Genomic DNA, 12,976 nt, shown 5'->3' with positions numbered 1-12,976 from the left:
ATATGTTAAGGGTACATGTGAAATGATAAGCATAAATCAATTATTAACATATCAACGTAAGTTACGGTCAAACGATTATATTTTATTAAATCAACTTCTGGATGATGTTGAAGTTGGGGCTTTTTTTGAAACCAATGACGGTAAAAGTATTATCTATGGATTTGGACAAAAACAAACATGGACAGAAATGCCCAATGCAACTGAGTCGATAGTTTTTGGAGCAAAATCTTTTGATAATCAACTAGATACAGGGATTATGAATGGCTTTTGGTTTGAACCAGAAATTATAGTAGTATTAGAGGATGATAAACTTCTATCTAATTTAATAACGATTGATGCCTGTTTAAAAAAAGTTCAGTTTAAAAATTCTCAACCAGTGCAGATTGTTGAAGAACATAACGAAAATGATTGGTCTAGTAGGGTACAGTCACTAATTAATGAACTAAAAAAACAAGAATCCATACAAAAAGTTGTTTTTGGTCGGCAACAACAGCTTCAATTTTCAAACACATTGTCATTGACGACTTTGGTGCCAGTGCTTAGAAAACAAAAAAATATTTATCATGTAATGATTAAAAAGGGTCATGAACTATTCATTACAGCAACACCAGAACGGCTAATTAAGATTAGCCATGACCATTTAGAAACGGCTGCTGTTGCTGGAACAATACAACGCGGAAAAAATGAATCAGAAGATGATGCTTTTGGTAAAATATTATTGCGCAGCAAAAAAAATAATGAAGAACATGAATATGTTGTTCGTAGTATTGTTCAACAATTGCATGACGTAACATCAACATTGCATATACCTACTAGCCCTGTATTGTTGAAAAACAAGCAAGTACAGCATCTATACACACCTATTGTTGGTAGAATAAATACAAATGTTTCAATTAGAAATATTGTATATAAACTACATCCAACACCAGCTTTAGGTGGTGTGCCACAGCAAAAGGCAATGGATTATATTCGTAATCACGAGATGATGACACGTGGTCTATTTGCTTCACCAGTGGGCTATTTTACACGAGATAACATTGGTGAATTTGTTGTGGGGATCAGATCTATGTATGTCAATGGTAAAAATGCGCGCTTGTTTGCAGGTGCTGGTATTGTAGTTGATTCAGATAGTCAACAAGAATTTTATGAAACAAGTTTGAAATTTCAACCAATGCATGAGCTATTAGAGGAACTATCAACGAATGGATGCACTAACGTTTAATACAAAACATTTGCTTTACACGCTTTTTGAGAGTGGTGTACGGTATTTTGTGATATCCCCTGGATCACGAAGCACACCAATTGCATTACTTTTGGCAGAATATGCAGAAAATAATCAAGCAATTAATTTATTTGTTGATGTTGATGAACGGTCAGCTGGCTTTTTTGCCTTGGGCATAGCTAAAACAGTTTTGGAGCCGGTTGTATTACTAGGTACATCTGGTACAGCAATAGCTGAATATATGCCTGCCATAGCCGAGGCTAGTGTTTCTAGTGTACCACTGGTTGTGTTATCTACAGATCGTCCGCAAGAACTACAGCACAACGGTGCACCACAGACAATTTCTCAAAATAATTTATTTGGACATCAGACAAAAGAAGCCATTGAAATTAATTTACAAGATCAACACAGTGATGTTACGAATTACATTGATTTTATGATACAGAGACTGGTTCATCTATCGATGATGGTTCCTCGCGGACCAATACAAATTAATTTGCCCTTGAGAAAACCGTTAATGCCTATATTGAAAGATTCACACAAAATAACGGTTAAGCCTTTAACTTTTGAAGAACAAGTACCTCAATATCAGCCAATTTTAATTCATGCGAAACGACTGCTAATATTAGCTGGACCAAATGTGTTAAATAGCTACGATGAAGTTTTGAATCAGTTTGCTGCGGAAAATCATGTGCCGGTTATCACAGATGTATTGAGCCGCAGTCGGGGTGGAAATACTGTTTATGGAATTGATATGCTATTGGAAATGAATCGAATTCCAGTAGAATTAAACCCTGACTTAGTTATTAGATTTGGAAAAACACCAGTTTCAGCTCGAGTATTACAATGGTTGAAAAATCGACATATTGAAACTTGGCATATTGATGAAGATGCCGGAACAGACCATACGAGGCATATTTCACGTGCAATAAATATGGCACCAAAGAGCTTCCTAAATAGTAGTCAACTAACTTTATCTGATGAGCAGAAGAGTTTTAACCAAAAGTGGCAAGTGCTTCCAAAATCTCAAAGTGTAGATAATGAAATGAGCGTTGTGCCTGCAATAGATAATGCTGTAGCTGATAACACACACATTTTTGTAGCAAACAGCATGCCTATACGTGATATGGATAATTTTTTTTCGGGACTGCATACGAAAAATGTATTTGCAAATCGGGGTGCTAATGGTATTGATGGTGTGATTTCTAGTGCCTTGGGGATGGCTGCTAGTAGGCAACAACGAAGTTTATTGTTGACAGGAGATTTAACCTTATTTCATGATATGAATGGATTGATGATGGCTAAAAATTATTTGTTACCATTAGACATTGTGGTGATTAATAATAATGGTGGTGGAATTTTTTCATTTTTGCCACAGGCAGAAGTGTCAGAATATTTTGAGCAATTATTTGGTACACCATTGAATATTGATGTCTCTAAAATTGCTCATCTGTATGATTTACATTACACTAAACTAAATGTTCCAGAAGAGTTAAGCGATATTTTAAAAATACCAGTGACAGGCACTAGACTAATCGAATATCAGAGTAATCGTCGGCAAAATAAAATTGATCATAATAATGCATTGAGGCTATTAAAATGAGAATAGACACGAAGGAGTATTGTTATAATGTTCAAGTAACAGTTAACAATAAGGATAACGTAAAGTGGTTACTGTTACATGGATTTATGGGTTCACATCATGATTTCGATCAGATTATTCGTCGCTTACCTGGACAAGTACTAACGATTGATTTACTGGGATTTGGTGACAAAATGCCGACAGTTGCCCCTGAGCAGTTCCGGATGAGCAATCAGATTGATGATTTAGTTCATATTTTGAAACAATTAGATTGGCATGATATCAAATTATTAGGTTATTCAATGGGGGGACGTCTCGCTCTAGGCTTTGCAATTAGCCATCCATATCTTGTGCATCAGTTATATCTAGAAAGCGCTACTGCTGGATTGAAAACACCGCAAGAACGTGATGTACGATGTCAAGCTGATTTTCAAAAAGCTGAACAAATTGAAGATAATTTTGCTGATTTTGTTGCTTCTTGGGAAAAAATGCCACTTTTTTCAACGCAACAAAATGTCACAGTAGCGCAAAAAAAATTTATGCATGAACAACGAATTAATCAAAATCCAATTAATGTTGCCAATTCACTGCGTTATATGGGGACGGGTGTTCAAAAAAACTATTGGCCAAATTTGAAAACTTTGGATATACCAACTCAGTTAATTGTTGGTGAGTTAGATAATAAATTTATTGATATAGCTCAAAATATGTTGACATTATTGCCCAACGCACTTTTGACAATTACTCAAAATGCAGGTCATAATGTTCATTTTGAACAACCAGCTAAGTTTGTTGAGGTGTTACATGTATCAAATAAAAAGAATTAGTTTAATCCCTATTTCATTGGAACTTTTACATCCTTTTAAAACTGCGCATCATACAGTCAAAAATCGTCCTTTAACCATTGTAGTGATGCAAGTGTTAGACCAGTTTAATGGTCAAATAGTCAAAGGGTATGGTGAAGTACAGTCTTTTGATGATTTTTCTTATGCATCGGAGAATCAGTATGTGAGTCGTGAAGTTTTAAAAACTTTATTATTACCACAGCTTAAACGTTATTCTTTTAGTAATCCTGAATCATTTTCAGCATATTTGAATCAGCTGACACCATTTGCGTCATTTGCTAAAGCTGCCTTAGAGATGGCAGTTTGGGATGCGCTCGGAAAGTTTACACAGCAGTCATTACAACAAATGATACATGGGCAGGGAAAAGAAGTTGCGGTTGGCCTTGCTGTTGGTTTAACAGATCAGTTGGATTTTAATTTGGTTCAGAAATATCAAAGGATTAAAATTAAAATTGACGGACGAACTAATGATTTTAAAGCTTTGAGTCAATTATTGGAAAGATACCCTAAACAACGGTTTTCAATTGATGCAAACAGTAGCTTTACGATTGACAATATGAAACAGGCTGATGATTTACCTGATAATATTGACTTTATTGAACAGCCATTTGGTGAAACCGATTTTGTAGAACATGCTAAAATGCAGGCTGAAATAAAGAAAAACATTAGTTTAGATGAATCAGTTAATAACATTAGTGACGTTTATACAATGCTACAATGCCGCTCAGCTAATGCATTGACAGTCAAGCAGGGGAAAATTGGCGGTATTTCAAATGCTTTGTTAGCGATTAGGTTAGTAAGTAAACCTTGGATTGGCGGTATGTTGACCAGTGGTTTAGGCAGGAGTGTTGATTTAGCGCTTAGTAGTTTACCAAAAATTGCATTTCCGGGAGATATTTCAGATAGTCTTCGCTATTTTCAAGACGATATTATTAAAGAACACTTAACTGTTGAAAATGGCACTATAAAAGTTCCAAATAATTATGGTATTGGCGCTACAATGGATTTCGATGTGATTTCCAACTTACAAGTAGCCGATACATTTACGATAAACTATTAAAATGAGGATATTATGACAACGAATTATGCACAACAAATGCTCGACGCCTTGTCTAGCGGTCAGCTTGAGGATGCTAAAAAACTTTTTGCACAATCTTTAAGAAAAGATAACGATGATTTAATTTATAGTTTAGCAGAGGAACTTTATGCGCTTGGATTTTTAAATCAGTCACGGCGGGCCTACAAAAAATTACTTGAAAAATACCCTGAAGAAGATGAATTACGAACAGCTTTGGCAGATATAGCTATTGAAGATGGTGAAATTGATGAAGCACAAGATTATCTAGCACAAATATCATCTAATTCCTCCTCCTATATAAAGGCATTATTAGTGAAAGCTGACCTTTATCAATCAGAAGGATTGAGTGAATCTGCTGAAAACAGCTTGTTGAAAGCAGAAAAAATCGCACCTGATGAGGAAGTTATCCAATTTGCTTTAGCAGAGTATTACTATTCTAATCAAAACTATGCTAAAGCTGTTCCACGTTATCGAGCATTGTTAATGACAGGGCATCGTGAAATTAGTCGTGTTGATATTGTAGCAAGAATTGGTATGGCCTATGCGCAAATTGGCAATTATGAAAATGCGATGGGGTATCTGGAACAAATTAAACCAGAACGGATGACATTAGACACGCGTTTTCAACTAGCCATTTTATATCAAGAAAATGAACGAATTGATGAAGCTATAAAATTGTTTAATGAGATTTTAGATATCGATTCAAAGTATACATCTATTTATCCTCTTTTAGGGCAAGCTTACGAACAACAGCAGAAATTTGAAGATGCATATCGTGTTTATCAAGAAGGTTTAGCTCAAGACGAAACGAATGAATTATTGTATCGTTTAGCTGGCCTAGTTGCCGATAAGCTTGATGATTTAGATCAAGCCAAAAATTACTATAAACAGGCTTTGGCGTTAGATAACGCTGACGTAACAACAATTATTGCCTTGTCCGATTTACTTTTAAAGCAATATGAATATGAAGCAGATATTCAATTACTAGAGAAGTATATTCAGGATAACATTATTGATCCCATGTTTTATTGGCATTTGGCACGAGCCAATTATCAAATTGAGGCGATCTCTCAAGCAAACAAGTATTGGATGTTAGCATTGCCATTTTTTGAAGAAAATGTTTCATTTTTACAGGATATAATTGATTGGTACCATGAGCAAGGACAACGTGAGAACGAAATAAACATGATGAACCATTACTTGCAGATTGCACCAGATGATGTTGATATGCAGATGAAACTTGAAGATGCAAAATTTTAAGAACACAAAAAGTGTCTATCTTTGGTAGAATAAACTATATATGAAAATTACACAGTTACCTAAAGAATTTATAGTAGCACAACCAATACTAGCTAAATTAGAAGCAGCGGGATATGAGGCTTATTTTGTTGGTGGTTCAGTTCGTGACACGCTTCTGGGAAAACCAATTCATGATGTTGACATTGCTAGCAGCGCTTTTCCAGAAGAAATAAAATCACTATTTAATCACACAGTTGATACTGGTATTCAACATGGTACGGTGATGGTTTTAAATCAAGGCACCGGTTATGAGATTACCACTTTTCGTGTTGAATCAACCTATACAGATTTTAGACGACCAGATAGTGTTACCTTTGTGAGAAGTCTAGAAGAAGATCTCAAACGACGAGATTTCACAATTAACGCTCTTGCTATGCGATACGATGGTCAAGTAATAGATTTGTTTCATGGTTTAGATGATTTGAAAAATAATGTCATTCGTGCTGTTGGAAATGCAGAGCAACGTTTTACAGAGGATGCCTTAAGAATGATGCGGGCCCTACGTTTTAGTGCACAACTTAACTTTAATATTGAGAGTGATACACGAAAAGCCTTAATTGAGTTAGCGCCTAATTTAGAGAAAATTGCTGTTGAGCGTATTCGTGTTGAATTCGAAAAATTATTATTAGGGGCTCAAGCTGCTAACAGTTTGAAAATAGCTTTAACTAGTAAAGTTATGAATTATCTACCTGGTCCGGCTATTCGTAATTGGTCTTTACTAATGGATGATTTGGAACATGATCAAGCTTCAAACTATATGGTTGCTTGGGTGCATCTGTTAGTAAGAGCAGGTTTTGATAAAAATCAACTTCAGCAGTTTATGTATGATTGGAAAATGAGCCGTGACGTCATGAAAGCTGCGAATGCAGTCGTTCCTCTTGTAAATAATTTAAAAAATATCACAGTATTTGATATTTATCAAGCTTATGATCATCATAACACGTTACTTGAAGTTTTGAGGCTAACAGGCAGAGACTTAGAGACAATTCAACGAATAAGTCATATAATAAAGATGTTACCGATTACAAAAAATGCTGAACTGAATATTAGTGGTGGACAATTAATTCGTGACGGCGTGATTAAACCAGGGCCTTTATTAGGAAATCTGCTAAAAAAAATTGAATATGCAGTGGTTATTGGTGAATTGCCAAATAATTATGAGGCACTCAAAAAGTTTGCAAAGGAGTACTTAAATGGTCAAGGTTAAAATGGTATGGGCCGAGGATCAAGAACATGCGATTGGAAAAAATGGTGACATTCCTTGGAATATGCCAGACGATCTTAAATTATTTCGTGATGAAACAGTCAATACATTGATGATTATGGGGCGTTCCACATGGCTTAGCATCGGTCGTCCACTGCCCAATCGGACAAGCGTTGTCATGACTCAGCAAGCTGATTGGCATACAGATTACCCTGAAGTGAAAGTTGTTCATTCAGTCGAAGAGGCTTTGAACTTAATATCAAATGAACGACAAGAGGTGTCTATAGCTGGTGGAGCAACTATTTATCGTGAATTTATGCCTTATGCAACTGATTTGATTATTACTCGTGTTGATGGTATCGTTCATGGTGATACTTTTGTTGATGACATTAATCTAAAGAAATTTAAATTAAAATCAAGAGAACCACATGCTAAAGACGATCGCCACGATTACGCATTCGTTGTAGAGCGGTATGAACGCATATAAGGAAAAAAACATGTCAAATATAAAAATAGTTACAGATTCAGCTGTAGCACTCACACCCGAAGAAATAGAAAAATATGATATTAAGATTGTACCACTGTCTGTTCAAATTGATGGCACAGTTTATGAAGATGGCGTAACTATTCAGCGAGATGAATTTCTAGAAAAAATGATTGAAAGTAATAGTTTACCACAAACTTCGCAACCCTCAATTGGTACTTTTCAAGCTGTATATGATGAAATACATCAGCAATTCCCTGATTCAGAAATTTTAAGCTTACATTTATCATCAGGTTTATCAGGCACTGTCCGCGCTGCTGAACAAGCAGCAGCATTGACAAACGCTAAAATTACAACATTTGATACGTTAGCAGCGGATCGAGCACAGGCATTTGTTGTTTTGCAAGCAGCGGAAATGGCTTTACAAGGTTCTACAATGTCTGAAATATTACCAGCTATAACACAAGCACGAGATGAATCACACATATTTTTGAGTTTTACTTCTCTAAATAATATGGTGGCAGGTGGTCGATTGAGTAAGACACAAGGTATTATTGGTAACTTGTTAAACATTAAAGTTGGTGCAGGCGTAACTAAAAATGATGGTACAGTTGAAGTTCTATTGAAGGGTCGAGGCATGAAGACAATAGCTAAATTTAATGATAATGTTATTGCTAAAATGAAAGAATACAAGGAAGTACTGGCTATCGGTATTTCGCACGCTGGTATTCCTGAAGAAGCTGCCCAAATAGCTGCTCGGTTAAATGCTATTTGGCCAGATATTGATATTCCAGTTTTGAACACGACGCCAATCATTTCAACGCACACAGGCGTTGGTGCATTGGCCATATTGTACCGTGCAAGGTAGCATAAAACCCCAGAATTGTATTTCTGGGGTTTTATTGTTGCATTAAAATTGATACACTTAAAAGGCATTTATCAAAATCGACAAATTTGTCGGACTGGTTCGGAAAATCCCAGAATAAAAAACCAAGTGTACTTGTTATTAATTTTAATAGCAGTACATAGGAAAGAAAGGAAAGATAAAATGCAAAAAATTATAATTGACACAGACCCAGGTATTGATGATAGTTTAGCCATCCTGATGGCGCTAAACTCTCCTGAATTAGATGTCATCGGAATTACTGTCGTTGAAGGTAATGTACCTACAGAAATAGGTGTACAAAATGCACTTAAAGTACTTGAGGAGGCTGGTCGGCTCGATATTCCTGTTTTCAAAGGTGCAACTGCGCCTTTGAAACATGAATATGTGAGCGCACAAGATACACATGGATTAGATGGTCTTGGTGAAAGCGATATATCAAGTGCAGTAATTAAAATGGCTGACAAAGATGCGAGTTCGGCTTACGAGCAATTACTCACTGATAATGAGGATGTTTGGTTGTTAGCTTTAGGACCCTTAACAAATATCGCCATATCTATGCAAAAAACACCTGAAGTTTGGCAAAACATGTCTCGTTTGATTATTATGGGTGGAGCCTATCAATCGAATGGTAATACTTCACCAGTAGCTGAATATAATTTTTGGGTTGATCCTGATGCGGCAGATTATGTTTTGAATAGCAGTCCAATTGTAGCTGAAATTGTGCCACTAGATATAACTAGAAAAATGTTATTGACGCCAAATATATTATCTTTAATGCAGCGACTCAGTCCTGATAAATCTGTGTTTATTACAAAGATAATTCAATTTTATTTTGATTTTCATTGGACGCAAGAACATGTATTAGGAGCCGTTATAAATGATCCATTAGTTATTGTTCACGCACTTTATCCTGAGTATACTAGTGGTATTAGTAAGTATGTGACAGTTGTCACTGAAGGAATAGCGTTAGGGCAGAGTATTGTAGATGTTGCTGATATTTGGCATATGGAGGCCAATGCTGTAATTTTAACAAGGGTTGATTCATTACATGCTATGTCAGAGATTATAGCACGCTTACTGAATATACCGATAGAAACTGTACTGACGGAAATAAATCACATCGCTACAACTCTTGAGGCATTATCATGAAAAGAATGTCAACGCAACAAATTGCTTTAATTGCGCTATTTATTGTTATTAATATAATTGGTGGACATGTGGCATTATTGGCTAAATTACCAGTTTACTTAGACACGATTGGTACGTTATTAGGTGCAGCTTTCTTTGGTCCAATTGGTGGTGTGGCTGTGGGTGTATTGACAGCCTTAATCAATGGTACAACTGGTGATGTTTTTTCAATCTATTATATGCCTAGTCAAATAGTGACAGCTATTATGGCAGGCTTCATTTATCACAAGATAAAGGTCACAGATATTAAAAATATTTGGTGGTCAGCTTTGATTATATCTGTACCAGCAACTATTGTGAGTTCAATTATTACTGTTATTTTATTTCATGGTATTACATCTTCTGGATCGAGTGCTATTGTACAATTATTGTATGGATTAGGATTAAGCCAGGGAACAGCTGTTTTTTTGGTTCAAGTTGGGACAGATTATTTTGATCGTATTATAGGAGTTTATGTTGTGGCAGCAGTATATAGTATTGTAGCTATTCGAGTACATACTAGTTGATTTGATACCGAAGGCCTGAATATGCCTTTAAAAACTATTTCGGGCGTTCACGGCAGATCGGCCCGATAACAACAAACTGATGAGCACGTTGCCGTTTCGGTGCTCGAAAAACAAACGGAGATATTTTACCATGCTTATTTTAGTCCAGAAACTTAATCGCTCATGGCTTGTGGATATTTTAGGAATTCTGATTGTAATATTTGTTGCCTGTAGTTCAGGTTATTTATTTAATAATTTAACGGTAACAGCGTTTTTTTCTCATGTTCATTGGGCCACATATGTACCATTTGGTATGATTTCAGTTTTATCGTCTAGTTTATCGATACTATCTACACGTTTGACATCACGTTTAAATAAATTAGGAAATGTCATTGGAACGGGTAATACGTTACTTTCTGGTACGATTGATTTTATTTTAGGGAATCGCGGTGCAATATTAACTTATCCAGTATCTTTTTTAATTAATGCAGCAGCTGTTGGTGGGTGGAAACATTATGGTAAACAGCGCGTGAACCGGTTATTTGATTTTAAAAAGTTATTTGTGCTACTCATTATTGGTACAATAGGTCTGAGTTTTGGTCTGAATTACCTCGCTTTTCAAACCCTTAGCCCCTTATTTTGGCTATCTAGTACGGTTTTTGCGCTATCACTTATTCCAAATATTATGAATATTTTTAAAATTGAAGATCAGTGGCTATTTTGGATTGTTTACAACATTATTCAATTGGCTAAAGCGTTAACCCAAGGAAATTTTGCCAACGTTGGTAAATATGTATATTATATTGCCAATAGCAGTGTAGCTTATCCAGTTTGGCGGGCAAAGCGTAAATATCATGAACAAAAGCATTAAAATCTAAATAAAAAACAGGTAATTTCACTTGTTTTTTGTACATAATGTCTATTTACGCTATAATGGTTACCAGTAAAGTTTCAGGAGAATTGTACATGCGAAAATTTGCCATTAGTTTAATAGTACTCTTACTGATTGGCATGAGTGCGTTTTACGGGGTTAAAACCTGGGAACACCAGAAAATTAACGTAAATAAATCTAATGATACAGCAAAAAAAGTATCACATATTGATTTAGTAACTCTTGGAGACTCTTTGACTGAAGGTGTTGGTGATGAAAAAAATATTCAAGGATATTCTGGTCGAGTAGCGAAAAAAATTCGTTCTGAATATGGTATAAGTGTCACGTTAAGTAACTTTGGTAAGGCAGGCGACCGTTCAGATCAAATTAAAAAAAGATTAGATACGCAAACAAAATTTCAAACACACTTAAAAAAGGCTAATATCATTGTCATGACTTCAGGTGGCAATGATCTACAACAGATACTGTTAAAAAATATTTATGCAACGTCACCAAGCATATTATCCGCTGCAGTTAGACAGGGGAAACAATCTTATCAAAAAAATTTATCTGCACTGATGAGAGACATTCGTTCATATAATTCACATGCACCAATCTTTATATTTGGTAACTATAATCCATTATATGTTCACTTTGCGAATCGATCGGATTTTAATGATGATGTCAAATTATTTAATGGCATTAATGAAAGTGTGGCTGAAAAAGATGGTAATGCCTACTTTGTTAGTATTTTTCAATTAACATATGGTCAATTCACGACATCTGCGGAGCGCAAGGAGCTGATTAAGCAATCTACTGATTCGAACAGTAGTACAAAATCTAATGCTGCCATGACTGCTGTGTTAACGGGAAAACAAAATATTAATAATGATTGGATTAGCACCGATGATAACTATCATCCTAATAATAAAGGATATAATTATATGACAGTGCAATTATTTAATAAAATGAAAAAGGAAACAAAGCAATGGCTGATCAAACGTTAGTACGATCAAAAGAAATAACTAAAAAACTCCCAATTTGGTTTTGGCTTTTTTGGGGATTAGTTTTACTATTAGTGATTGGTAGTTTGTATCTTTTTAATGATGCCACAGGTCCAGTAAAAATAAAAGATAATGTATCCAAAATTAAAAAATCAGATGCAACCTTTGATGTAACTTTGAATAAAAAACAAATTAATGCTTTAGCGGCTCATTATTTAAATGATAGTAACAATAGCGGGTATACATTTAAAATTGATGATCAAGTAATGATGTATGGGAGTACTAAGTTTTTAGGTCAGAAGTTTAATTTTGGTATGGCTTTGGAGCCTGAATTAACGACAAATGGTAATATTATCTTAAATGCTAAATCATTAGCCATCGGAAATTTATCACTGCCAATTAAAACAGTTATGAGTTATGTTAGATCAAGTTATGATGCACCAGATTACGTTACGATTGTACCTAAAAAGAAACAAATATTTATCGACATGAGTAAACTACCAACAACGCAAGGCATACGATTCAAGGCAAAAGTGGTCAATATGGATTCAGATGAATTTATTTTCCAAGGAGGACTGTCGAATGAGAAAAAGTGATCGTTCTTTTTATAGTTGGTTGATGACTAATCGAAATTCACTTGCTGCTGATGAAATTCAACAGTTTGCAAACAATGCATTTTTAGATGCTTCATTTCCAAAACAAAGTAGTGATTTTGATGAATTATCTAAATATTTAGAAGAGAATGCCAGCTATCTTATGAGTATGACAACGTTCGATGATGCTTGGACAACATATAATGCAGAGCGTTAATTTTGAAAGGAAATATGT

14 protein-coding genes are annotated in these 12,976 nt (G+C 35.2%); all 14 read left to right on the top strand.

All coding sequences use genetic code 11. From position 1 onward, the window contains the following. Positions 1 to 22: 22 nt before the first annotated feature. The 14 genes from ESZ47_RS03375 to ESZ47_RS03310 all read left to right on the top strand — a co-directional run bounded on the left by ESZ47_RS03375 (position 23) and on the right by ESZ47_RS03310 (position 12,958). Positions 23 to 1,222, top strand: a complete 1,200-nt coding sequence (locus ESZ47_RS03375; protein ID WP_148604747.1) for an isochorismate synthase — start codon at positions 23 to 25, stop codon at positions 1,220 to 1,222. Continuing rightward, positions 1,203 to 2,825 (top strand): 2-succinyl-5-enolpyruvyl-6-hydroxy-3-cyclohexene-1-carboxylic-acid synthase, encoded by a 1,623-nt coding sequence (gene menD / locus ESZ47_RS03370; RefSeq protein ID WP_148604745.1) that lies wholly within the window; start codon positions 1,203 to 1,205, stop codon positions 2,823 to 2,825. The genes ESZ47_RS03375 and menD overlap by 20 nt, the downstream gene beginning before the upstream one ends. Then, positions 2,822 to 3,631 (top strand): 2-succinyl-6-hydroxy-2,4-cyclohexadiene-1-carboxylate synthase, encoded by an 810-nt coding sequence (menH, locus tag ESZ47_RS03365; protein WP_148604743.1) that lies wholly within the window; start codon positions 2,822 to 2,824, stop codon positions 3,629 to 3,631. Before menD ends, menH begins: the two co-directional genes overlap by 4 nt. Next, entirely contained in the window at positions 3,609 to 4,709 is a 1,101-nt protein-coding gene (menC, locus tag ESZ47_RS03360) for an o-succinylbenzoate synthase (RefSeq protein WP_148604741.1), read from the top strand. Before menH ends, menC begins: the two co-directional genes overlap by 23 nt. Before the next feature lie 12 nt (positions 4,710 to 4,721). After that, positions 4,722 to 5,987 (top strand): tetratricopeptide repeat protein, encoded by a 1,266-nt coding sequence (locus ESZ47_RS03355; protein ID WP_148604739.1) that lies wholly within the window; start codon positions 4,722 to 4,724, stop codon positions 5,985 to 5,987. Positions 5,988 to 6,027: 40 nt separating this feature from the next. Then, on the top strand, positions 6,028 to 7,233 hold the full coding sequence (locus ESZ47_RS03350) for a CCA tRNA nucleotidyltransferase (protein ID WP_148604738.1): 1,206 nt from the start codon (positions 6,028 to 6,030) through the stop codon (positions 7,231 to 7,233). Next, on the top strand, positions 7,220 to 7,717 hold the full coding sequence (locus tag ESZ47_RS03345) for a dihydrofolate reductase (protein WP_148604736.1): 498 nt from the start codon (positions 7,220 to 7,222) through the stop codon (positions 7,715 to 7,717). The genes ESZ47_RS03350 and ESZ47_RS03345 overlap by 14 nt, the downstream gene beginning before the upstream one ends. Before the next feature lie 10 nt (positions 7,718 to 7,727). Continuing rightward, positions 7,728 to 8,582, top strand: a complete 855-nt coding sequence (locus tag ESZ47_RS03340; RefSeq protein ID WP_148604735.1) for a DegV family protein — start codon at positions 7,728 to 7,730, stop codon at positions 8,580 to 8,582. A gap of 180 nt (positions 8,583 to 8,762) precedes the next feature. Next, positions 8,763 to 9,749 (top strand): nucleoside hydrolase, encoded by a 987-nt coding sequence (locus ESZ47_RS03335; protein ID WP_148604733.1) that lies wholly within the window; start codon positions 8,763 to 8,765, stop codon positions 9,747 to 9,749. After that, positions 9,746 to 10,294, top strand: coding sequence for an ECF transporter S component (locus ESZ47_RS03330; protein WP_148604731.1), 549 nt, complete (start codon positions 9,746 to 9,748; stop codon positions 10,292 to 10,294). Before ESZ47_RS03335 ends, ESZ47_RS03330 begins: the two co-directional genes overlap by 4 nt. Before the next feature lie 130 nt (positions 10,295 to 10,424). Next, on the top strand, positions 10,425 to 11,144 hold the full coding sequence (locus ESZ47_RS03325) for a nicotinamide mononucleotide transporter family protein (RefSeq protein WP_148604729.1): 720 nt from the start codon (positions 10,425 to 10,427) through the stop codon (positions 11,142 to 11,144). Positions 11,145 to 11,239: 95 nt separating this feature from the next. Further along, the gene (locus ESZ47_RS03320; protein WP_148604727.1) at positions 11,240 to 12,151 is read left to right on the top strand and encodes an SGNH/GDSL hydrolase family protein; all 912 of its coding nucleotides are present in this window, start codon (positions 11,240 to 11,242) and stop codon (positions 12,149 to 12,151) included. After that, the gene (locus tag ESZ47_RS03315; RefSeq protein WP_148604724.1) at positions 12,133 to 12,744 is read left to right on the top strand and encodes a YpmS family protein; all 612 of its coding nucleotides are present in this window, start codon (positions 12,133 to 12,135) and stop codon (positions 12,742 to 12,744) included. The genes ESZ47_RS03320 and ESZ47_RS03315 overlap by 19 nt, the downstream gene beginning before the upstream one ends. After that, on the top strand, positions 12,731 to 12,958 hold the full coding sequence (locus ESZ47_RS03310; RefSeq protein WP_148604723.1) for a YozE family protein: 228 nt from the start codon (positions 12,731 to 12,733) through the stop codon (positions 12,956 to 12,958). Before ESZ47_RS03315 ends, ESZ47_RS03310 begins: the two co-directional genes overlap by 14 nt. The last annotated feature ends 18 nt before the right edge of the window (positions 12,959 to 12,976 follow it).

The organism is Leuconostoc litchii (assembly GCF_008107645.1).
GTDB classification, from domain to species: Bacteria; Bacillota; Bacilli; order Lactobacillales; family Lactobacillaceae; genus Leuconostoc; species Leuconostoc litchii.
Note: the sequence above shows the minus strand (reverse complement) of the source record. Positions and strands in the feature narration are given on the sequence as shown.